The following is a 23,934-nucleotide window of genomic DNA, read 5'->3' on the forward strand; positions in this document are numbered from 1 at the left end:
GATTAAATACAGTTAAATCATTAACTTAATAAATTAAATAATAGAGAACCTAATGCTACGCAAGCACAAAATCACTAAATATCGTTAATTTCACGTAATATCGTAACTTAACGCCTCTTCACTGCGTTGCTCGACCTCGAATCAATACGCACTGCCAAGTAAGTCCGTACTGGCGACGCAGGCCATCCACCCAATTTGATGTCATTAAGTAGTGTAAATATGCAATTTTACGTATTTATATTTCTTGCAAAAGGATTAGCCTAGCCATTTTGATCAACGACGTTGAGATTCCTCTTTCTGAGTCGTTTGATCCGACCCGTCAAAAAAGGATGCCTATGGAAATTCTTCAGGATCCGATATTTTTATCGCGTTTACAGTTTTCTGTAACGGCGATGTTCCACATCTTGTGGCCGCTCACGTCAGTTGGCATGTCTCTGATTCTGGTTGTGTTTGAAGTGCTATGGCTAAAAACCAGGGACGCTGATTACTATCGGCATGCGCATTTTTGGTCAAAACTGTTTCTGCTTAATTTCTCGGTCGGCGTGGTCACCGGCATTCCTCTGGAATTTGAGTTTGGCACTAACTGGTCGCGCTTTTCCATGATGACGGGCGAATTTTTTGGAAATATTCTGGGCTTCGAGGGCGCCATGGCCTTCATGCTGGAAGCCGGTTTTCTGGGGATCATGCTTTTTGGATGGATGCGCGTTCCCCCTGTCATGCATTTGTTCGCTACCTGTATGGTGGCCTTGGGAGCATCACTTTCTGTATTCTGGATTTTGGTTGCCAATGCATGGATGCAAACACCGGCAGGCAGTCACCTTGAAAAAAGCAGGATTGTGGTAGACAGCTATTCCCAGGCAATGTTTAATCCGGATGCATTTTGGGCGGTGTCTCATATGTGGGTTGCCTGCCTTGAAACAAGCCTTTTTGTGATGGGCGGTTTGTCTGCATGGTACATGCTAAAAGCAAGGCATACGGATTTCTTTTTAAAGGCTTTTAAAATGGTTGTCATCATGGCAGCTGTTGCGGCACCTGTGCAAATATTTCTCGGCCACGGCAGTGGCCATGAGGTGTTTGAAAATCAACCGGCGAAAGGGGCTGCCATTGAAGCGCACTGGGAAACCAATCAAGCTGGATCGGGAGCAGACTGGAATATTCTGGCATGGCCCAATAAGGCGGCCCAAAAAAATGACTGGTCTATTTCTGTTCCAAAAGTATTGAGCGTTCTGGCTACCGGGAGCTTGGATGGACAAGTCATTGGCTTAAAATCATTTCCTCCGGCAGATCAGTCTCCTGCGATTCCACTAATTTTTTATTCTTTCCGTATCATGGTCGCGATTGGATTTGGTTTGTTTGCGCTAATAATATGGACGTTAGTGTGCTGGTTTAAAGGTCAATTAACATCCCAGCATATTGTTAAACACCGGATGCTGCTCTATGCATGGTTGGCTTCTTTGCCTCTTGGCTATCTGGCAACAGAATGCGGCTGGATAGTCAGGGAGGTTGGCCGTCAGCCTTGGGTGGTCTATGGCATTTTGCGTACCCGTGATGTTGCATCCGCCTTACCCGCTTCTGCTGTGTTCGTCAGTCTTATTAGTTTCGTTATTGTTTATGTAATGCTCTTTATGATGTTTGTGGTTTTTGCAAGCAGAATTATCCGAAAGGGACCTGATATGGCCGACGCGCCCGCGCCATTAACTAAAATTATTGGCGGAGAAGAGCAAGTTATCAGGCTAGACGAGCATAAAGGAGGTGAACCTGATGTTTAATGAGCTTCATGTTTTTCTGGCCAACATCTGGTTTTTTATAATTTGGCTAATCTTCTTTTTATATATCGTTGTGGATGGCTTTGATTTGGGGGTGGGAATCCTGTTCCTGCTAAACCGTGATGAAAAGCAGCGCACGATTATGATGGCCAGTTTGGGTTCGATATGGGATGCCAACGAGACCTGGCTGGTGCTGCTGATCGGCGCGCTCTTTGGCGCATTTCCGCTGGTTTATGCCCTCGTGCTGCATGCGCTTTATATTCCGGTTATGCTGATGATATTTGCGCTTATCTTCCGTGGCGTTGCCTTTGAATTTCGCAGTCATGCGCACAATAAAGCGCTTTGGAATATCGCGTTTGGAGGAGGTAGTCTGTTGGCTGCCATCGCTCAGGGACTTGCGTTTGGCGGTTTGATCAGCGGACTGAATGTGACCGGTGCCGGATTGAATGGAGACTGGGTTTGGCTCACGCCCTTTTCCCTGTTAGTCGCTGCCGGCGTAGTCGTGGGCTATGGGTTACTGGGGGCGACTTATTTAATAGTCAAAACGGAAGGTGAGTTGCAGAAAATCAGTATCCGCCACGCTTATGTTAACGCCATTTTGGGAATATCGATTGGTATAGCGGTTATTACCTGGACGTTACAGCTCAACCCCTATGTTGCTGCACGCTGGGATGCTTATCCATCACGATTCTCCTTGAATTTTTTTCTCGGCATGATCGGCTTTGCTTTTTTAATGTTACTGCGGGCATTGCTGCGAGGGTTTGAAAAAAGCCCGTTTTTCTGGAGCGTCTTTATTTTCTTTGCCTCGCTGATGGGGATGACCATAGGCTATTATCCTTATATGATCCCATCCTCGATAACACTCATTGAAGCGGCATCTTCCAGTAAGACCTTGATATTCATGCTCACCGGCATCGGTTTTTTAGTGCCGATAATGCTTGTTTATAACGGCTATCAGTATTTTGTTTTTTCGGGGAAAATACGAATGGATGAAGATGCCGGCTAGCGAAATCAATGGGGCAATCCCCATTGATTATACTTTCGCAGGCCGCGCTCGCGATATAACACTCACCTTAAGAACCCGCGGATAAACGGTTATATAGTATTAGAGTGCGGCTTCTGTTTTTCAGGCGGAGCCGCTTTTTCCAGCTGACGGCGAAATTCGTCCAATTGCCGTATTAATTCTTCACTGAAGGATTTAATTTGTTTTTCAAACAAAGGAATTTGCTGTTCCAGTTCCTTGTTAATGGTTTCGCCTATCGCTTGCAAGCTTTTAAAAATATCCCCGAAAGGCAGGTTTGAAAGATTATTCAGCGTTCGCTGATAATCGACTTTCCATAGCTCGTTTTCTTTTAATAAAACGGTATCAAAAGACAAATCCTTGTTGTTCTCAGGTTTTTTTAAGGTCATGACCGTTGTTACCGTTGCATTGGAACCGTCGATAAAAATCGTCCCGGTCTTTACTGTCGCATCTTGCAGATTTTGCTGTTTAGTCACCAGATGTTGAGTCTCTTGGGTAGCGTATTTTCTGGCAGAATCAAGATTGCCTTCTGCCATTGCTTCCCAAAATGCCGTCGTAACCTGTTCCGGGGTCAATACGGCCTGACAGCCGCCCAGCAAGAGCAATAGACTTAAAAGCCCGGCCAATCCAGTCAGGCTTTTCTTGGTGTGATGATAAGGGAAGCACGTTGATAAAATTTTAGTTGTCGCCATCGAAAACTCCCAGAATTTGCAGCAAATTCAAAAACAAGTTATTTGAAATACACGGTAGCCGGAACACAGACTTACGGACGAAAACAATTTTATACACGAAAAACGGAGGAAAACCCCATTATTTCTTCATTTAATGCAACAAAAACAACAAATTAACCAAGCCCCAGGCTACCCCTCCGGCCGCCGGAATCGTCAAAACCCATGCCCAGACAATCCGTTCGATGACGGAAAGTTTAAGCGCGTGAGGATTCTTGGCAAAACCTACGCCCATAATCGCTGTTGAAATGCTATGCGTGGTGGAAACCGGCATGCCGAAGTGGGCGGCGGTCAACAGAATGGTCGCTGAGCTGGTTTCCGCCGCGAAACCGTGTATCGGATGCAGCTTGACCATTTTGTGGCCGAGAGTCCTGATAATGCGCCACCCGCCCACCGCAGTGCCGAGCGCCATGATCAACGCACAAGTGCAGGCGATCCAGGTGTCGATGTCTTGTTCTCCGCCATCCGGTCGTAAGAATTCAGCCCAATACGGCAACTGGTCGAGCGTACCGGCGCTGTTAGCGGTAAAAATGGCTAAAGCGATGATGCCCATGGTTTTTTGCGCATCGTTGCTGCCATGCGCAAAACCCATATAACCGGCCGACAACAACTGGGCCTTGCCGAACACCGCATTAACCCATTTTGGGCGCGCCATCCGCGCCATGACACCTCCGGCCGAATTCATGCCGCTAATGATAGCCATCAAGCTGCCCATGATAACGATACCCAAGGTAAAACCGACAACCGGCGAACTGACCATGGGAATCACTACCTTCCACAGCAAGCCTTTATTTTCCGTCCAGACTACCGCGGTTTTCGACCATATCAACACATCGGGATTATTGTTTCCGGCGGCCAGCGCTGCGCCGCATAAGCCGCCGATCAAGGCATGACTGGAAGAGGACGGCAGCCCCAATGCCCAGGTAATCAGATTCCAGATAATCGCGCCGATCAGCGCACAAATCAGGATTTCGGAGGTGATATTCACCATACCGGTATCCACTAACCCCGACGAAATGGTTTTAGCCACGGCGGTACCGGATAACGCACCGACCAGATTGGTGACTGCGGCGAGTATTACCGCTTGAGTTGGCGTTAGTACTTTGGTGGCGACAACCGTGGCAATGGAGTTCGCGGTGTCGTGGAATCCGTTGATAAACTCGAATACCAGCGCTACCAGAATGACAAGCAAGAGCAAAGTCAGCATGATAACCCTTTTATGAATTTTTTAAGACGATATGGTAGATGACATTACCGGCATCGCGGCAGCGGTCAATCGCTTTTTCGAGGATTTCAAACAAATCCATTTTTACCAGGTAACGGATCGGATCGGTTTCATTGGCATAGGCATCCCGATACAACTCAAGTATTTGACGATCGGCTTCGGCTTCAATGGTTTGCAACTGATCGTTTAATTTTTTGACCTCGTCCAAATCCATTCCTTTACGCAACTGTCCGACCATTTGCTCCAAGACTTCGCAGGCTTGCTCCAGCATCGCAGCGCGGCTGGTGAAATCCACATCGCCAATACGACCCACGGCTAGCGTATAGCGCTCCGCAAACTTTTCCACGACCTTAGGAATTTTGTAAAGGGCGTTGTTAAGGGCTTCAATATCTTCGCGATCGAGCACGGTAACAAAAGTATTGACCAATTCCTCGCTGATTTGCGCGAATAAATTCTTTTCCCGGCGACGCGCCTGTTTAAATTTTTCCAGAGATTGTTGCGTAGCGGGCGTGCTTAGAAGATCGATTAATGCTTTAGCGGACGAACGCGCGGACTCGGCACTGGCTTCAAGCAAGCCGTAGAATTTATCGCCTTTACCGAAAATGGTTTGCAATGAGAACATGGTGTTTCCTTATTTATTAGCCATAAGGCATTTATTAGTTTTATTGCCCCATTATCGCATAACAACACTTAATCCTTAAAAGTTCTGAGTTAAAAACAACTCAACGTGAGGTTAATAAACGGCATAAATTAAAAACTTACTTGGAAGCGCTGATTAAATCCTTCGACAGGCTCAGGACGAACGGTAAGCTGTTGATTCCGTTCGTGGAGAGCTTGTCGAACCATGAGCGGAATCGATTTGTTCAGCGTTTCCTTAGGTGCGGAATATGAGGTTATGATCTCACTGACTATGCGACAAAGCATAATTCAGTATCGTCATTTAGGAGCGGCGCTATTGGGACCATCACATCCGGGACGAATGCGATTTTGAAAGACATGTTGATCATATTCACTATAATTCCGTGAAGCATGGCTATGTCAAACGGCCTTTTTCAACATTACATCGGTATCCGCAAACAGGCGTGTTGCCGGAGCATTGGACAAACGATCTTGCTTTGAAGATTTTACCTGTGGCGAGCGGCGAATTGTTGGGCTTCATTGCATTCAGTCCAACCTGCTGCCGGGAACAAGCCCTCATAAAGAGCACATGAATGACAACACTAAGCTTTTCAAAATCAATTATGGAAAAAATATTAATCGCCCTGAAGTTTAGCAATATTCGTTCATACCGATTAGCAAGCAGCCTCTATGCAGCAAAGTGGAATCGAGGTTACTTACCGGGTTTGCCAACCCAACCTACAAGTTATTTTCTCGTTTGCCTGCTGGCATGGGCCAGTATTCCGGCGGCACTGGCCGAGAATCATTCCTGCGAAGAAACCGGCGGGACGCATATCTGGATCTCACCCCTCACCCCCAAAGCCGATGGACAGGTCAAGATCATGTCGGTATCCACGGACGGCCCCGTGTCGGAGCTGGTCCTGATCGACAGCCAAGGCCGGCGCATGCCTATGCAATCCCGCCGCCGAGGCGGCCCGCCGTGGAGCCTGGTTGCCGCTTTGGACGGACTCAACGAGGGGGATTATCGAGTGGTGGCGAGCCGGGATGGTGAGCTGACCGCCTGCCACCCGCTCACCATCGGCGGATCAGACACACAGGAAAGGCCCAAAGTCTGGGGACTTGCCACCGAAGCCTTTTATTCCGCCTGGATCGAAGAGCTGTTTGGGGCGTCGCCCAATGAAAACCTCAGCTTCCCTTCCCTTGAACCGGTATTGCGCAACACCGAGCACAACTTCCTGCACAACTATCTCGGCCTCAACGAAGACAAAAGCCTGCCGCTAACCCCCGATTGCGCCGACCTGCCCTATACCCTGCGGGCTTATTTCGCCTGGAAGGTCGGCCTGCCAATCGCCTCCCGCGCTTGCGGGCGTGGCTCGGCCAACGCGCCGCCGCATTGTGAAGCGGCCACCGTCAACACCGAATTCACCCACGGCATCAGCTCGCAGTCCGACTTCAAAGAGGTCAACAGGCAGTTGGCGGATGCCGTCCATTCGGGGTCTGCACGAACCGGGCTTGAGGACGAATCCACGGATCTCTATCCCATCCCTCTCAGCCGGGAGACGCTCTGGCCGGGGACGGTCTATGCCGATCCCTACGGCCATGTACTGGTGCTGGTTGAATGGGTGCCGCAGACGGCGGAGCGTCCCGGCATCCTGCTGGCCGTCGATGCCCAGCCGGACAATTCGGTCACCCGCAAGCAGTTCTGGGAAGGCACCTTCCTGTTCGCCAACGTCGCCGGCGCCGGACCCGGATTCAAGGCTTTCCGCCCCTTGGCCCGCACCACCTCGGGCGATTTCCAAGCGCTCGCCAATGATGAATTGGTCGATAGTCCCAGCTTCGCATCCTTTTCGCTGGAGCAGGATCAGCTCTCTCCCGACGATTTCTACGCCAGGCTGGCCAAGCTCGTCAACCCCAGCGGCCTTGATCCCAAGCAAGCTTACGAAGCCACGCTGGACGCCTTGGTGGAGCAAATCGAGACCCGCGTGACCTCGGTAGATAACGGCGAGGCGTATTTCCGCAACAGCCCCGACAACGTCATCCCCATGCCTGACGGCGCGGCAATTTTCCAGACCGTCGGCCCTTGGGAGGATTACTCCACGCCCTCCCGCGACATGCGCCTCATCATCGCCATCAATGTGCTGAACGGTTTGCCCGACAAGATCGTGCGCCACTCCGAATTGTTCGTGATGAACGACATAAACCCCGAACAGGCCAAGACGGAGATCGAGCAATATCACGCAAGACGCGTCCAGGAACGCAGCATCCGCTATACGCGCACCGATGGCAGCCCGTGGGAGCTTTCGGTGGCCGAGGTACTGGCACGGAAACCGGACTATGAAATGACTTATAATCCCAACGACTGCATCGAAATGCGTTGGGGCGCGAAGCCGGGCACGGAGGAATATTCCACCTGCCGCCGCCGTGCGTCAGCGGAACAGCGCGCGAAAATGGAGCAATACCGGATCTGGTTCCGCGAGGTACGGAGGCCGACACGATGAAGGAAAGCCCTCTCTAACCCTTGGGGAGAGGGCTATTTTTTCTTACACTATCCAAGCTTCGATAGTGATAGAGAAACCTCTGCTTATCGTTTTATTGGGTTGTGGTTCGGCACCAAAGAAACCTGCTCAACCCAACCTGCGCCCCTTGTTGCATAGCCCCATCGGTTGAGTTACGCTACGGGGAACCCGGCCATCCTTCCTTGCCGTTGTTAACAATTTAACAAGTAATACGAGGGTAAATAAAAATGGATAATGACACCCTAATAAATCAAGCGCAGCATCTTTATGCTGTATTAGAGGTCGAACAACATACGCGATCCTTACAAAACAAAACCCAGTTTGATCGCCTTGACTACTTGGTAACGTGGGCTTATTGCCGTTATCAGCGTCGGTTAAATCGCTGTGTTTTATGTTATCAGCATCGGTTAAATGACTGTACTAGGGAGTTTTTTGGGAAGTAAACGACAGTTCTGCCCGCGCACTAATCATTCATGCGATCCTTCCACGAACGATACGCTTCACTGCGTGTAACATATCCTCCCTCCAATCCGCCGGGTAAACGCCGATTAATAGAGGCCTGGTCAAGGCTTGATTCGACAGACCGACAGAGGCAGTCATCGCGCACTGTTGCGGGAACATGGCACCATCCAGAGACAAGCCGCAACGGCAACTGGATAATGCCGCCTCAGAAGGCCTATTTTCATACCTTTAAAGCAGAACAGGTTCATCATCAGCGCTATCAAACCAGCGCTGAGGCTAAGCAATGTATCGAGGTGATTTACAACCGTGAACGACTTCTTCGGACAATAACTATAGAATCGGACAATAACTATAGAAAAGGTGCAACAAATTATGCGCTTAATGTTAAAAGGCCTTTAACGACGGCTTAACAATTGCCGCGCCCGATTATCCGCACCTGACGGAAGTTTCTCGGGACTGGCGTTTATCCAGGCGGTTATGTCTTTCCATGCAGTGGGCGCTTGCAAATCGCGTAACAACATGTGGTAGCCATTCTGGTAAATCGCTACGGTTTTTTTCGTCGCATCCACTTGGAGAAATTGCTGTAAGAACGCATAAGTCGGCTCCTTGGGAATAATTTCGTCTTTCTCGCCGTATAGCATCAGGGTATTGCCGCGTAGCGTTGCGGCACTGTTAAATGCTGCGTCCATCAAATCAGTCAACCCGTATACCGTTTCCACGCGGGTCGCCTTGATAACCCACGGATCACGCCCCAAGGCACGAAGCATGTCGATGTTATCCGATGCCACGACGTGGACGCCCTCCCCGGTCAAGGTCAGCCAGGGAAGACTGTGCGCCAGCGTCCAAAGCAAACCGGTTTGATACCAGGGCATGGTTGATCTGGCCCATAACGCCGGAGCAGCGAGAATAACGCCTGCGACGTCCGGCATATCGGCTTGGCTCATGGCGGTGATGACTATCGCACCGCCCATGCTTTCGCCGAGCAAATAAACCGGGCGTTTCGGGTAGCGTTGTTTGACCAATCGCACCAAAACCTGTAAATCCTTGATATAGGTCTCGCCCCCTGCCCATAATCCGCGTTTTGGAGCCATGCCGAAACCGCGTTGATCGTAAGCGAAGCAGGCAATACCCTGTTTACTGAAATATTCTCCCGGCGTAACAAAAAAACGGCTGTAGTCGTTGAAGCCGTGCAGCGCGATAATAATTGCATGCGGTTCGGTTTTCGGCAGCCAATGCCGCACCGGCAAACTTGCGCCGTCTTCGGTAAGGAAAGTATTCTCGCCAAGTTGCGCCGTATTATTTTTTGCGCCGGGCGGGTAAGTCATCGGCATACAGCCGCTTAGCGTTATAAGCAGCAAAAGAGCAATGAGTGCGTATCGGAGTTTCATGCGTTTGATCAATAAATGTACAGAGGACTTTTATTATATACTCATGCCTATCAAAGTTTTCGGCGGAATTGCCTGAGACTATTCAAGCCTATCCAAAGGCTTTATCATATACATGAATGCAGTTTCCAATCCCAAGCTAACATCTCTCATTAACAATCTTTGTATTTTGGCAAGACAATCCCGTTACCCTAACAACAGCAGCTTTCGCTCATTATCCATCAAGAAAATGCTGCGCAAAACCGTGCTTTATGTGTTGTTCGCCTTCCTGGTTTCATCGGTCGGTTTGTGTGTATTGCTGCGTTGGATGCCTGTGCCTACCTCGGCATTTATGGTGTACCGACATTTTGAAGACTTGGTGGACGACGGTTCTTACAAGTCTATTAAATACTCATGGACCGGTGCAAAAAAAATATCGGCCTATGCCTCTTCGGCGGTTATTGCCGCCGAAGACCAGCGGTTTTTCTTACATTCCGGGTTTGATCTGCACTCTATACAATCATCCATCGATGTCTACATGGACGGCGGACGGCTGAGGGGCGCGAGCACTATTTCCCAGCAAGTGGCCAAAAATTTATTTTTAACGCCGTCGAAAAGCTTTGTCCGCAAGGGACTGGAGGTATGGTTCACACTGCTGATCGAGTCGCTATGGAGTAAGGAGCGGATATTGACGGTTTACCTGAATATTGCGGAATTCGGCGACCATCTATTTGGCATAGAGGCTGCCAGTCAGCACTATTTTGGCGTCCATGCCGGCCAAATCAGTCGGTCGCAAGCGGCATTATTGGCGGCAACCCTGCCTAATCCGATACTGCTGCGGGCTGCGCAGCCATCAAGTTATTTACTTAAGCGGCAACAGTGGATACTCCGGCAGATGCAAAATCAGTGATTTTTTTAAGGCCTGTGTCTGATATAATTTAAAGTTAATATAATAACTGTCCGAGACAGACTTCCAATCACCTCAACACCAAGCAGATAGAGATAATCCATGAGTATGCAAAAATCCATCATCAACACTCGTTTATTAATGAGTAGCCTGGTTATATCAAGTGTGCTTGGGGGCTGTGCGACCACCTCTGAGGTCAATGAAAAAGATCCTTGGGAAGGCTGGAATCGCGGCACTCAAGAATTTAATGACGATCTGGACAAGGCCGTTTTAAAACCCATGGCGAAAGGTTATATGTGGATAACCCCGAAATTCGTTGATGACGGCATAACCAATTTCTTCAGTAACATGAACGACATCGGTGTAACCCTCAATGATTTTATGCAGCTCAAATTGGCACAAGGCGGTATGGATGCCAGTCGTTTCCTGATCAACACGACAGCAGGCGTAGCCGGTTTTGTCGATGTGGCAAAAATGATTGACCTGCCCAAGCATAATGAAGACTTCGGGCAGACGCTAGGCTTCTGGGGTGTTCCGACGGGTAACTATCTGGTAGTACCGTTTATGGGCGCCAGCTCACCCAGGGAAGTCGCCGGGGCTGTTGGCGATGCATTAATGAATCCACTCACCTATACCTTTGCATTTGCCGGTGGCGGCGCGGCCGTTAGCGCGGTCAATGCGGGAGCCAAAACGGTTGATGTCACCGATACCCGCGCCGATCTAATACCGACTGAAAAGATCGTTGATGAAGCCTCTGTCGATCGCTATTCCTTTATCAAAAATGCTTACCAGCAGCGCCGTGAATATCTGCTCCATGACGGCAATGTTCCTGAAGAAGATGAACTTCAGTTGGAAGATGAAGCTACGACCGAGACAACGAGTACGGCAAAAACCAACAACCCGGCACCGGCAACGACCAGTAACCGCCCAGGCTCAGCTCCGGTTACTGATAATTCCAAACACTTTCTGGACTTATCGGCACCTGTTAAGAAATAAGCGGGGCAACGGGCGGTCGGTTCAGCCGGTCGCCCATCAATTTTAAAATGAAATTTTCAATCTTCATCCTATTGTTGAGTATTTTCTCCGAATGCTCTTCATCCCCTGCCGACAATAACTGGGCGATGATCAAACAAGCCGCGCAAATCGACGATAGCGCCCAAAGCATCGGTTCTTATACCGCCGGTTGCTTAAGTGGTGCGGTCACGCTACCTCAGAATGGCACAGGCTATCAATTGATGCGCCCTACCCGCGGCCGATCTTACGGTCATCCGGACTTGATACGATTTATTGAAAGTATAGCCAAGACCGCCCATTTACAGCACTGGGGCGTCTTGCTCATCGGCGATCTGGGACAACCGCGCGGCGGTCCGACCCCAAGCGGACATCGCAGCCATCAAACCGGTCTCGATGTCGATATTTGGTATTTGCTTTCACAACAGGCGGCAACCCGAAGCCTGGCATTTAATGAGCGCGAAACCTGGAGCGCTCCCTCGGTTCTTGCCGCCAAATCGGACGCCATTGATAATAACCAATGGTCGATAGCTCATGAGAAAATTCTTGAGACCGCGGCGCAAAGGCCCGAAGTAGACCGCATCTTCGTCAATCCCAGCGTCAAACGCCTATTATGCGCACGTAAATCAGCCCATAACTGGCTAAGAAAAATTCGTCCGTGGTGGGGGCATGACGATCACTTTCATGTCCGACTCAAGTGTCCGCTGAATAACAAAAACTGCACAGGGCAGGAACCGCTTCCTGAAAGCGATGGCTGCGATGCGTCGCTGGCCTGGTGGTTTTCAGAAGAAGCCAAGACGCCGGTTCCCGCAGCCAAAAAACCGGAACCGCTCGCATTGCCTGCACTATGCGATGTTGTGTTAAAAAAATAGCGCCTGGATAGCCGAACTAAATCAAACCCTTCTCATCCCGGATCGGGACGATAAAGCCAAGTCCGTCATCCGTTGCAATAAATTCGGACAACTCCAGCCGCAATTTATCCAGCGCCTCATCAAGTGTTTCCTGCTTTACCTGATGAAACGAAGGCAGCATGGTTGACGCGTTATGGTACTTCAAAATATCCAATAATATTCTGGCTTGTTCAATAGTGTATCGATGTTTCACAACTTCTCCGTAAGTACTAATCTGTTCTATTTTTCACACAGGATCAGGTAGCCTGTTTTAATAAAAAAAGCATTATAACTTGAGACAACCGTCCTAAAAAATCCGCCTTCAAATCAGCTCAATAAGTTTTCATCAACCCGTCCAACGTCAACCCGCAACTGGGCGCAAACGCTTTCATAAAGAAACTTACTTCAGGTTGTTCTGATGCGCCGATAGTTAAAGCCAATTGAGCGGCGGCGGTTTCAAACTCTAAATTCCCGGCTTTTAGCTCAGCCTGACATTTGAGATAGGCCGATATTTTATCTGCCGCCTTAATGATCTGCACATGCTCCGGCGGCATCCTGTCGTGATGAATCAGCACCTGAAAATCAGCCTGCAACTCAACCGGCAAAAGCGCCAGCAGCTCTATTTCGGCCTGATGCTCAATCCGTTTGTAGGCGGCGCTGATTTCCTGGGAATGATATTTAATAGGAGTGGGCAAATCGCCGGTAATGACTTCCGTAATATCGTGATACAAAGCCGCCGTAGCAATGGCGTTGGCATCAACGGTCCCGCCGTAATAACGATTTTTAATCAAGGCCAACGTGTGGGCAATAACCGACACCTCCCAGCTATGCTCCATGACATTTTCAGCATGCGCATTGCGCTTTAGACCCCAGCGCTTAATCCATCTTAGCCGCGACAAATAAGCATAGAAACTACTTGTTATTTCTTTATTCATATTTCTTTAATGAGCGAATTTTCTATCAGAACCTGAACATAATATTTCTTATTATCCCAGAAGTAATGAGCCCTTATCAGTGGCAGTGACCTTGGCATTAGTTAATTGTCCAAGTTTTCATTGTTGGACCATTGGCATAAGTGACCGGATAATTTCCGTCCAGAAATTCAACTGCCTTCCTTGACAGCTGATTTTGTTGATCCTGCGTATAACCGGCCGGCAAAACCAGAACGCCTAATAGTTTAATATTTTCATTCATTAAGACTTGTATGCATTTATAGCTGTTGATTATAGGGTTATGATGCTTAAATAGTCCACTTTGGTTACAGCTAAACATCATGCTTATTCAGTGGTATCCCGGCCATATGCACAAGGCCGGCAAAGAGGTCAAAGAAATCCTGCCCCAGGTTGACCTGATCATCGAAATTCTGGACGCGCGCATTCCGTTCAGCAGTCAAAATCCGATGCTCGCCGCGCTGCGCGGCGACAAGCCCTGCATCAAAGTACTCAGTAAAAGCGACCTTGCCGACCCGGTTGTTACGCAACAATGGCAAACCTATCTGGAGCAGGAGCAAGGCGTAAAAACCCTGGCACTGACCACCGAGCAGCCCGAAAAAATGCGCCAGCTGACCGAACTGTGCCACAAGATGCTGCCGAATAAAGCCAGCAGCGACAAACCGATCCACACCCTGATCATGGGCATCCCCAATGTCGGCAAGTCCACGCTGATCAACATACTGGCCGGAAGAATGATCGCCAAAACCGGCAACGAACCGGCCATCACCAAGACCCAGCAACGCATTGACATAGGCCACGGCATTATCCTATTGGACACGCCCGGCATGCTGTGGCCCAACGTCGAAAATAAAAACAGCGGTTACCGGCTGGCGACCACCGGCGCTATCAAAGATACCGCAATCAGTCATGAGAATGTCGCCTTCTTCGCGGCCGAATACCTGTTGCAGTATTACCCGGATTTATTGCAGACCCGTTTCCAGCTGGAGCAGCTACCGGAAGCCGAGCAACAGCTGATGGAAGCCATCGGTAAAAAACGCGGCTGTCTGCGCTCGGGCGGGCACATCGAAATGGATAAAGTGGCTAAAATCCTGCTGTCTGAATTGCGCGCCGGCACCATCGGCAGAATCAGCCTGGAAACGCCTTCCATGATGGAGAAAGAATTGGCCGAGCTGGTGATTATTCGCGAGCAGAAAGAGGCCAAGAAAAAAGCGCGGAAGCAGAAATGGAAAGGGTCAAATTAACTTGGTTTGTGTAGAGCCGTAAGATGTACTGAACAAAGTAAAGCGCATCTTTCGCGATTGATGCGCTTCGTGCCTTGGCAACTGCTCCCTGCCCTACCGACGCTCAAGAACTACACGACAACATAGAACACCCGGCCCGCTGCCTTGCCCAGTCGGGGCGTTTTAAGGCGAATTCTTCTTTGCCGGGCTGTTCGTCGTAGGGATGGCGCAATAGTTCCAACAGCTCATTAACCATCGAAAAATCGCCCTGCTCCGCTTTGTCTATCGCCAGTTGCGCCAGGTAATTCCTCAACACGTATTTGGGATTGGTGGCGTTCATAGTCTTGATGCGCTCGGCATCGGCTATGCCGGAATTCTGAATTCGTTTTATATAAAGTCTAAGCCAGTTGCCAAGACGCGCCTTGTATTCATCGGTTAATTGCTCCGGCACATAATAAGCTTCCATCAACGGCGCCATCAAAGCCTCATCGCCAAGTTCAACATCCATGACCAATATGGCAAGCTTACGGTAAAAAATAGTCATATCCGTTTCAACCGATTGCAACAGAATCAACAACTCGGTGTTTAGTTCGTTATCGATGGACGGATCATAGGCATTCAACCCCAGCTTACCGGCGACCATGGTTTGCCAGCCTCGCTCAAAGGTGTCCTTATAAGCATTGATCGCCTGTTGCAGGGGTTCAACCTGTTCTATCAGCGGATAGATCGCATTAGCCAATTGCCCCAGATTCCAGAACGCGATTTGCGGCTGATTGCCGAAACGATACCGGCGGTCGGCCGCATCGGTGGTATTGGGCGTCCAGTTGGGATCGTAATTTTCCAGCCAGCCGTAAGGACCGTAATCTATGGTGAGGCCGAGTATCGACATATTATCGGTATTCATCACGCCATGAACAAAGCCGACCCGCTGCCAATGCACGATCATTTCCGCCGTCCTGCGGCAGACTTCTTCAAACCATTGAAGGTAAACGTCCAGCGACGGCTCACCCAAATGCGGAAAGTCGGTAACAATGGTGTAGTCCACCAGTTTTCTCAGCAGATCGATCTCGCCCCTGGCTGTAAAAATCTGAAAACTGCCGAAACGGGTAAACGATGGTGCAACGCGGCACACTACGGCACCCGGTTCGGGTTTGGGATCGCCGCTGTAGAACATATCCCGGATAACCTCCTCGCCGGTCAGTATCAGACTCAATGCCCGCGTGGTCGGCACACCCAAATGATACATGGCTTCACTGCACAAAAACTCGCGTACCGAGGAGCGCAGCACCGCCAAGCCGTCGGCATTCCTTGAGTAAGGCGTGGAACCTGCGCCTTTCAGCTGCAAGGTAAAACGCTCGCCTTTCCTGTTAATTATTTCACCCAGGTTGATAGCGCGACCGTCACCGAGCTGCCCCGCCCAGTTGCCGAACTGGTGGCCGCCGTAACAGATTGCGTAAGAATCCATGCCGGTTAACAGGCTATTGCCGACAAACACTTGGGTAAAATCGGCGGATTTACAGACTTCCTCAGTTAAATCCAGTAACTCTGCAACCTCTCTGGAATAAGCAACCAACCGCGGATTAGCAACTTTGGTCGGCAATACCCGGGAATAGCAAGCGCTGAATACCTGACGACGATTATTGACAGTTTCGGGGTCGGCGGGTAACTCGCGTATAAAACGATTATCGAAGATCAAATCATCGAGTCCGGAAGTTTTTGTTTGGGAATTCATCATAATCATAAAATCTCACACTGGTTCGGTGGGCTGTTCAATTGACAATTTAGGCTATTCTAGCGTTAAAAATGAATTCTCCTTGATATTCAGTTAAAATAACCGCGTTAATAAACCTCCATTTTTAATGGAGGGTGTGTCATTTTATTTGATGTATTTTCCTGAGGTCGTCGTATGCGTAAAAATCTTCTTACCTTCATTGGGGGCGCCACCTTGCTCCTTATGCATCCTTGGAGTCAAGCGGCCAGTGATTTACCTCCTACGGCCAAGGTAGAAATGGGTCCCGTAGAAGAAGTATGTTCCGACTTTACTTCTCCCGAATGGCGAAAAGAACAAGTCATTGACGGTGTGCAAATACAGGCTTCACGGCTATGTAATCCCGACAATCCATCTGACATCGCCGCCTTTGTCAAAGGCACCAACGGCATTTCCATGAAAACCCTGATGGAAACTCAACTCGCCGCCGACGCCGTAACCATGTCCGACGATGTCGACGGCGACGGCGACCCTGATAAAATCATTATCAAACTTGAAGTTGCCGAGCTCAACGGTCATTCGCCCGACATGAAAGACCCCACCACTACCTTCGATATAGCGCCGGGCATCCAGCCGACTTTTTGGGTTTTTGCCCCCAAAACCCGCGATATGTCCACGCTCAGCATTTATGAGCCGATAGCCAATCCGTTGCTGCGCGTACCGTCTCCGGTAATCCGTGTCGAGCAGGATGACGTGGTCTGGCTGGTTCTGGAAAACACCCATTATTTGCCGCATTCCATACACTTGCATGGTATCGATCATCCGTTCATGGATATGAGCGGCGCTGGTAATGATGGCGTTGCTCAAACCAGCAACATGGATACCATGCCGGGAAAAAGCAAAACTTACGTAATCAAGCCGCGCCAACCCGGCACCATGTATTACCATTGCCACGTTCAGCCGCACACCCATATTCCGATGGGCTTGCAGGGTATTTTTGTGGTTGAGGAAAACCGCCCCAACAACTGGCCGCAAACCCTTAATGTCGGTGCAGGCCAAGTGCGTCATCCATCGGTCGCCGTGCTGGAAAAATATGCACGCGAATATGACCTGCATTATCAATCGGCGGATAAGGAACTGCATGAGCTTGTTGCCCGGTCAGCCAACGATCCGCGCCTGATCGCCAAGCACATGAATATGGAATATGACACCACCGATGCCACCGACGATTATTTCATGCTCAACGGCCGCTCTTTCCCTTATACCTTAAGGGAATCGCTGATTGAAATGAAACAGGATGAAAAAGTTAAACTGCGGGTCCTGAATGGCCACACCGAATCCTTGGCCCTGCATATCCACGGTCACAAGCCGACCGTAACTCATTACGACGGCGTCGACAACGGCCCCAGTTCCTATATCCAGCGTGACGTACATGCCATGGTACCCGCACAGCGACTTGATCTCGAATTAAGCGGCGTCGATGATGGCCTGCACAGTTTTGGACAAGGTATCTGGATGTTCCATGACCATGTCGAAAAAGCGTTTACCACTAACGGCGTTGGTGAAGGCGGCGACATCAGCTTGGTCGTCTATGACGGTTTCCTTGATGAAAAAGGCATTCCCAAATCGCACGGCATGAGCCTTGCCCCCTATTTCACCAAAGGACTCTGGAAACGTAATTATCCGATCTGGCAAGATTATGATGAGTGGCGCAGCTTAGGCCTGCCGGACCTGAAAGCGGAATACCAACCTTCTAAGGTAGCGGTACAAACCGTACAACAACAATGGGCGCCGGAAAAGCCGGTAGCTGAACAGGAAAGTTCCGCTTTTGGAAAACTGTTGTTCGGTTTAATACTGGGATTATTAAGCTATGTGCTGATAATTAATCGACAAACGATTTATGAGCGCGTTCGTAAACTGCTTAATAAATAACGCCGGTCGTCAGTTAGAGATATTGCCTACATGGATGCAGGTAACGTCTCTAACCTATTATTTCTAATCTCAACTGCACAAATCCGGACATGGCGGACACTTTACGCTTCTCGGCAGAGGCCGTTGGGCCAAGCGTGTATGCTACGCAATGACAAATGACTATCAAGCATAAAAACCGGATAACCCCAATATGATGCGAACCTATGCCATACTTGTTATGGCATTGATATGCCCCTGCTTTTCAGCATCGGCTGAACCCATCCATCTCCAGTTACGCTGGCATCACCAGTTTCAATTTGCCGGTTATTATGCGGCGTTAGAAAAAGGCTATTACAAGGATGCGGGGCTCGACGTAATCATCCACGAAGGCACGCCGGAAAAAAAACCGGTGCAGGAAGTCCTTCAAGGCCATGCCCAATACGGCGAGGCTAACAGCGAATTACTGCTGGAACGGTTGCGTGGCGCGCCGCTGGTCGCCTTGGCTGCGATATACCAGCATTCCCCTTCCGTGTTAATCGCCCGCAAAGATGCCGAGATTTCTTCACCTGACGGTTTAGTCGGAAAAAAAATCATGTTGTTAAATCAGACTGTCGATGCTGATTTTGTCGCCATGTTCAATAATGAAGGCATAGACATCAACCGTCTTCATATCATCCCCAGCAGTTATGAAATTCGTGATTTGATTGACGGCAAAGCGGACGCATTTAATTCATATCTGAGCAACGAGCCTTATTTTCTCAAGCAGCAAGGCATTGAGTTCAACGTACTTAACCCGCGCAACTACGGTGTCGACTTCTACAGCGATATTCTGTTTACAACGGAGGATGAACTTAAACAGCATCCCGAACGCGTCAAAGCATTCCGTCAAGCCAGTCTTGAAGGCTGGTATTACGCAATGGATCACCCGCAAGAAATCATTGACTTATTGCTTAACAAATACAAAGTCAACAAATCCAGAGACCATCTTAACTTTGAAGCCGACGCAATACGCCCATTAATAGTACCGGATGTGATTGATCTGGGACACATGAATCCCTGGCGCTGGCGGCACATGGCGGAAACCTTCATCAAGGCGGGCATGGTTGAAAACGATAAGTTTTTGCAAAATTTCAGCTACGATCCCGACCCCAAAGCCGACAAGGAAAAGCTGCTCAAATACATCAAGATTGCCGCAATCATCATCCTGTTAACCAGCGTTATTGCCTTAACGCTGTTGGCTTCTTATCGATCGCTAAAACGAAAAAACAAAATAGCCGCCCGTAACGAAAAGCTTTTACGCTTGGCGCATGAGACGGCCGGAATAGGCTACTACGTGACCGATCTGGCGACCGAGCGCTGGGAAAGCTCGCCCCTGCTTGATCAGATTCTCGGTATCGACGCTCATTTTGAACGAACTATTCCCAATTGGGGTGCATTGATTCATCCCGAACACTATCAACGCGTGCTTGATCACTATCAGGAAATACTCCACAGCCGCGAGCGGTTTTCGATGGAGTATGAAATCATCCGGGCTAGCGATAACGAGACACGCTGGGTAATCGCTCATGGCGACATCGAATTCGACAAAACCGGCAATCCCGCGCAACTGGTGGGTACCGTGCAAGATATTACCGAACGCAAGCATGCGGAAGCTGCACTACGCGAAAGCGAGGACGCATTTCGGCATCTATTTGAAGACTCCAAAGACCCCATTTTGCTTATCAAAGAAGGTCGCTTCATCGACTGCAACGCCGCCGCCTTAACGCAGCTGGGGTATCATTCAAGATCGGAATTGATCAATTACAAACCCGATGAAATATCTCCCGACTATCAACCCGATGGACAATCCTCTGAGGAGAAAGCGGCTGAAATGATAGCCGCCGCTCTGCAGGTGGGTTATCACCGGTTCGAATGGCTGCACGTCCGAGCCGACGACTCTCCCCTTCCTGTCGAGGTTTCTCTAACTCCGATGACAGTGCATGGCGAGCTTATTACCCATGTTTGCTGGCGCGACATTACCGAGCGCAAGCAAACGGAACAGCAACTCACTCGTCAACTCCGTTATCTGAATATAATGGAGCGCATATCCCGAATAAACGCTACGGCAGAAAGTCTCGAAGCCATGCTTGATGGCGTGCTCAAAGAAATCCAGTTAATCTTTAATGCCGACCGTGCCTGGTTTTTGTATCCTTGCGACCCCAAAGCAAATTTTTTCTCTGTGCCGATGGAGCGTACCCGTCCCGAATGGCCCGGCGCTTTTGTGCGTAATACGCAAATACCGGTCACCCAGGAAATCACGGAGCTACTGCAATCGGTGCTTGGAACTGACGAACCCTTACAATACGGCCCCCAATTAAGCCTCGCCGTTCCAAAAATATCCGCCGAAGACTTCTCGGTAAAATCCCAGCTGCAAGTTGCACTTCGGCCGCAGATCGGCAGCCCCTGGTTGCTTGGCATTCATCATTGCTCGGAAGCGCATATCCACGACGCTGATGATTTATGGATTTTCACCGAGATAGCGCAAAGAATTACAGAGGCCTTAAGCAGCCTGATTTCAATCAAAAGCTTACGGGAAAGCGAGGAACATTTCCGCCTGCTCATTCAAAAATCACCCGTTGCCATAGGTATCATTAATAAACAAAACGGAATCGATTTACTGAATGACCGGTTTATCCGGACTTTCGGCTACACACTAAACGACGCTCCAAACCTGGAGGCGTGGTGGCCGCTGGCGTATCCTGACGAACATTATCGGGATCAGGTCAAAGAAACGTGGACCGGCTTTATGGAAAAAGCCATTATTGAAGAAAAGGATCTTGAACCGATGGAGTTTAGGGTAACTTGCAAGAATGGGACGGTGCGCGACATCATTTTTTACAACGCAATCGTCGGCGAACGGATTCTGGTATTTTTTGACGACATCACCGAACGTAAGGCTGTCGAAAATAAATTACGTAGCCGCACCGATGAACTGGCTCTGCAAAATCAAATTCTTCAACAAATTAATCAAGGGGTTGACCTACCCCAGATATTGAATGAATTAGTGCGTCAAATTGAAGTACTGCATCCCAATATGTTGTGTTCTATCTTGCTGCTGGACGAAGACAACAAACATCTACGCCATGGCGCGGCGCCCAGTTTACCCGACGCTTATAATCAAGCCGTTGACGGCTTGGCGATTGGCGATGGCGTAGGGTCTTGCGGCACGGCGGCGTATCGCGGCGAGAGTGTCATCGTTGAAGATGTGCAACATCATCCTTACTGGGAACCGTTTCGCGATCTTGCCAAGCTAGCCGGTCTGCAAGCTTGCTGGTCGCATCCGATTAAAAATAATCAGGGACGCGTACTCGGAACTTTCGCCGTCTATCATCGCCTGCCGACACACCCAACGCATGACGAAATCAACTTGGTTGACCACTATGCGGAACTGGCACAATTGGCGATTGAGCGAAATCAGTCAATGATACAAATAGCGGAATCCCTATCGATATTAAAGGCCACCCTGGAAGCCACCGGCGAAGCTATTCTGGCTGTAGACCTGAACAATAATTGGCTGCTGCATAACCAAAAATTCATTGATTTGTGGCAAATTCCTGATGAAGTGATCGCCGCTAAAATAGGCGCTGAAGACGGTAATGCAGAACTGCTATACGGCCCCAATCAAATAAAAGACCCCGAAGCTTTCTCCAATAAAGTAACCGGACTGTATGCAACCCCGGAAGCCAATTCTTTCGATATTATTGAATTCAAGGATGGAAAAGTCGTCGAGCGATATTCCATCCCCAAGATAATCAACAACAAAGTAGTCGGCAGGGTGTGGAGTTTTCGCGACGTTACCGAGCAAAAACAAGCCGAGGCAGAGCTTCGCATCGCCGCAACCGCCTTTGAATCGCAAGAAGGCATGTCCATTACCGATGCCAATCAGACTATTCTGAAGATCAACAAAGCATTTACCCGCATCACCGGCTATAGCCCGGAAGAAGTCATTGGCAAAACCCATGCAATGCTTAACTCGGGTCGACAGGATGTCCACTTTTATAGCGTACTGCAACATACCCTGAAACAGGACGGCTACTGGGAAGGCGAAATATGGAATCGGCGCAAAAACGGGGAAATCTATCCGCAATGGCTCAGCATTACTACGGTTAGCGATGCGAACAACCAGATCACCAACTACGTTGCCGCCTTTACCGACATCACCAAAGACAAAGAGGCCGAAGAAACCATTCACAACCTGGCTTATTACGATCCGCTCACGGCCCTGCCTAATCGTCGCCTGCTGTGGGAGCGACTAAAACATGGCATCGAAGTGGAACGGCGTGACGGCAAACAGCTGGCGTTGCTGATGCTTGACCTGGATCGCTTCAAAGCGGTCAATGACAGCATGGGACACTTGGCGGGTGATGAATTACTGCAACAAGTCGCTGCCCGCATCAAAGCAAGATTGCGCGATGTCGATATGGTCGCTCGTTTGGGCGGTGATGAATTTATCGTACTGTTGGAAGATATTACTCATCCGGAAGATGCAGCTCGAGTCGCTGAAAACATCGTCGCCGACTTAAGCAAGCCTTTTCAATTACTTAAAAACAACAGCGCCTGCCCCGACCCTGAGCTAAGCCGAAAGGTTAGAATTGGCGCCAGCATCGGTATTAGCTTGTTTCCACAGCACGGTGACAGCCCTGAAACGCTTCTGGATAATGCTGACATTGCACTCTACAGAGCCAAAGATGAAGGTCGCGGCTGTTTTGCCTATTTTTCCGAAGAGTTCACCATTATCGCCCGTGAGCGTATCGCGCTGGAAACTCGCCTGCGTCGCGCCACTGAACAGCGAGAATTGTGCGTCTACTATCAGGCCCAAATCGACATCGACAGCGGCCTGATCATCGGCGCAGAAGCCTTGGTACGCTGGCATGACCCCGCTGCGGGACTGATTTCGCCGGCCAACTTCATCCCCATTGCCGAAGAAACCGGTTTGATTGTAGAAATTGGCGCCTGGGTGCTGCGCGAAACCTGCCTACAAGGCCGACGCTGGATAGACGCGGGTTTGCCGTCGTTAACTTTAGCGGTCAATGTCTCCCCTCACCAGTTCCGCCGTAGCGACATCAGCGCCCTGGTGGCAGAAGTATTGAGCGAGACCGGCTTCCCGGCCGAGCTATTAGAGCTGGAATTAACGGAAAGCGGGTTAATGGAAAACGAAGAAAAAGCTGTCGAAGTGCTCAATAATTTGCGCGCTCAGGGCGTTCGTCTTGCCATTGACGACTTCGGTACCGGTTATTCATCGCTGGCCTATCTCAAACGCTTTCCTCTGGACGTACTGAAAATCGACAAGAGTTTTATCGATGACATTCCTTCGGTGCAAGACGATATGGAAATTACCGCAACGATTGTTGCCATGGGCCATATTTTAGGATTCAAAGTACTGGCTGAAGGCGTAGAAACGCTTGAGCAACTGGCATTCCTGCGCGAAAAAGGCTGCGACACCTATCAAGGCTATATCAAAAGCAAACCTCTCCCGGCGGAAGATTTTGCCCAGTTATTGCGTGATCAAATCTAAATGGCTAGTTAATGATTTAAACAAGCACATAATCAAGAAAAACAAAGCCGCGAAAGATTAGCTCCTGAGTTTCAAAATCA

17 protein-coding genes are annotated in these 23,934 nt (G+C 49.4%); 9 read left to right on the plus strand and 8 right to left on the minus strand.

Annotated features, from left to right (window positions below):
* Positions 1-335: 335 nt before the first annotated feature.
* Positions 336-1,769 (plus strand): cytochrome ubiquinol oxidase subunit I, encoded by a 1,434-nt coding sequence (locus METTU_RS20835; RefSeq protein ID WP_006894033.1) that lies wholly within the window; start codon positions 336-338, stop codon positions 1,767-1,769.
* A complete protein-coding gene (gene cydB / locus METTU_RS20840) occupies positions 1,762-2,772 on the plus strand; it encodes a cytochrome d ubiquinol oxidase subunit II (protein WP_006894034.1) in 1,011 nt (336 codons plus the stop codon). The genes METTU_RS20835 and cydB overlap by 8 nt, the downstream gene beginning before the upstream one ends.
* Positions 2,773-2,861: 89 nt before the next feature.
* Here the strand turns inward: cydB and METTU_RS20845 are convergent, their stop codons facing one another.
* The 3 genes from METTU_RS20845 to METTU_RS20855 all read right to left on the minus strand — a co-directional run bounded on the left by METTU_RS20845 (position 2,862) and on the right by METTU_RS20855 (position 5,362).
* Positions 2,862-3,479: a nuclear transport factor 2 family protein gene (locus METTU_RS20845; protein ID WP_006894035.1), complete on the minus strand. Its 618-nt coding sequence runs from the start codon at positions 3,477-3,479 to the stop codon at positions 2,862-2,864.
* A 130-nt stretch (positions 3,480-3,609) separates the two neighbouring features.
* Positions 3,610-4,722, minus strand: a complete 1,113-nt coding sequence (locus METTU_RS20850; RefSeq protein ID WP_006894037.1) for an inorganic phosphate transporter — start codon at positions 4,720-4,722, stop codon at positions 3,610-3,612.
* Positions 4,723-4,732: 10 nt separating this feature from the next.
* A complete protein-coding gene (locus tag METTU_RS20855) occupies positions 4,733-5,362 on the minus strand; it encodes a DUF47 domain-containing protein (RefSeq protein ID WP_006894038.1) in 630 nt (209 codons plus the stop codon).
* A 619-nt stretch (positions 5,363-5,981) separates the two neighbouring features.
* On the opposite strand from METTU_RS20855, the gene METTU_RS20865 reads away from it, so the two are divergent.
* Positions 5,982-7,856: a hypothetical protein gene (locus METTU_RS20865; RefSeq protein ID WP_217182961.1), complete on the plus strand. Its 1,875-nt coding sequence runs from the start codon at positions 5,982-5,984 to the stop codon at positions 7,854-7,856.
* An 875-nt stretch (positions 7,857-8,731) separates the two neighbouring features.
* Here METTU_RS20865 and METTU_RS20875 read toward each other — a convergent pair.
* Positions 8,732-9,724: an alpha/beta hydrolase gene (locus tag METTU_RS20875; RefSeq protein ID WP_006894042.1), complete on the minus strand. Its 993-nt coding sequence runs from the start codon at positions 9,722-9,724 to the stop codon at positions 8,732-8,734.
* A gap of 112 nt (positions 9,725-9,836) precedes the next feature.
* Here METTU_RS20875 and mtgA point away from each other — a divergent pair, with 112 nt between their 5' ends.
* The 3 genes from mtgA (at position 9,837) to mepA (ending at position 12,490) form a co-directional block, all read left to right on the plus strand.
* Complete coding sequence (gene mtgA, locus METTU_RS20880; RefSeq protein WP_006894043.1) at positions 9,837-10,610, plus strand: monofunctional biosynthetic peptidoglycan transglycosylase; 774 nt, start codon at positions 9,837-9,839, stop codon at positions 10,608-10,610.
* A 99-nt stretch (positions 10,611-10,709) separates the two neighbouring features.
* Positions 10,710-11,603 (plus strand): MlaA family lipoprotein, encoded by an 894-nt coding sequence (locus METTU_RS20885; RefSeq protein ID WP_006894044.1) that lies wholly within the window; start codon positions 10,710-10,712, stop codon positions 11,601-11,603.
* 47 nt (positions 11,604-11,650) lie between these two features.
* Positions 11,651-12,490, plus strand: coding sequence for a penicillin-insensitive murein endopeptidase (gene mepA, locus METTU_RS20890; RefSeq protein WP_006894046.1), 840 nt, complete (start codon positions 11,651-11,653; stop codon positions 12,488-12,490).
* Positions 12,491-12,506: 16 nt separating this feature from the next.
* On the opposite strand, the gene METTU_RS20895 is transcribed toward mepA, so the two are convergent.
* From METTU_RS20895 to METTU_RS23805, 3 genes are all read right to left on the minus strand, one after another.
* A complete protein-coding gene (locus METTU_RS20895) occupies positions 12,507-12,722 on the minus strand; it encodes a hypothetical protein (protein ID WP_006894047.1) in 216 nt (71 codons plus the stop codon).
* A gap of 118 nt (positions 12,723-12,840) precedes the next feature.
* Positions 12,841-13,443, minus strand: coding sequence for a 5'-deoxynucleotidase (yfbR, locus tag METTU_RS20900; protein WP_006894048.1), 603 nt, complete (start codon positions 13,441-13,443; stop codon positions 12,841-12,843).
* A 97-nt stretch (positions 13,444-13,540) separates the two neighbouring features.
* The gene (locus tag METTU_RS23805; protein WP_006894049.1) at positions 13,541-13,702 is read right to left on the minus strand and encodes a hypothetical protein; all 162 of its coding nucleotides are present in this window, start codon (positions 13,700-13,702) and stop codon (positions 13,541-13,543) included.
* 79 nt (positions 13,703-13,781) lie between these two features.
* Here METTU_RS23805 and ylqF point away from each other — a divergent pair, with 79 nt between their 5' ends.
* Positions 13,782-14,702 (plus strand): ribosome biogenesis GTPase YlqF, encoded by a 921-nt coding sequence (gene ylqF, locus METTU_RS20910; protein WP_006894050.1) that lies wholly within the window; start codon positions 13,782-13,784, stop codon positions 14,700-14,702.
* A gap of 103 nt (positions 14,703-14,805) precedes the next feature.
* On the opposite strand, the gene METTU_RS20915 is transcribed toward ylqF, so the two are convergent.
* Positions 14,806-16,413, minus strand: a complete 1,608-nt coding sequence (locus METTU_RS20915; RefSeq protein ID WP_040581727.1) for a protein adenylyltransferase SelO — start codon at positions 16,411-16,413, stop codon at positions 14,806-14,808.
* A 174-nt stretch (positions 16,414-16,587) separates the two neighbouring features.
* Here METTU_RS20915 and METTU_RS20920 point away from each other — a divergent pair, with 174 nt between their 5' ends.
* Positions 16,588-18,321 carry a multicopper oxidase domain-containing protein gene (locus METTU_RS20920; RefSeq protein ID WP_006894052.1) on the plus strand — a complete coding sequence of 578 codons (1,734 nt, stop codon included), beginning with the start codon at positions 16,588-16,590 and terminating at the stop codon, positions 18,319-18,321.
* A 190-nt stretch (positions 18,322-18,511) separates the two neighbouring features.
* Positions 18,512-23,854, plus strand: a complete 5,343-nt coding sequence (locus METTU_RS23905) for an EAL domain-containing protein (protein ID WP_006894053.1) — start codon at positions 18,512-18,514, stop codon at positions 23,852-23,854.
* Positions 23,855-23,934 lie beyond the last annotated feature (80 nt).

The sequence above is a fragment of the Methylobacter tundripaludum SV96 genome (assembly GCF_000190755.2).
Lineage (GTDB): Bacteria > Pseudomonadota > Gammaproteobacteria > Methylococcales > Methylomonadaceae > Methylobacter_A > Methylobacter_A tundripaludum.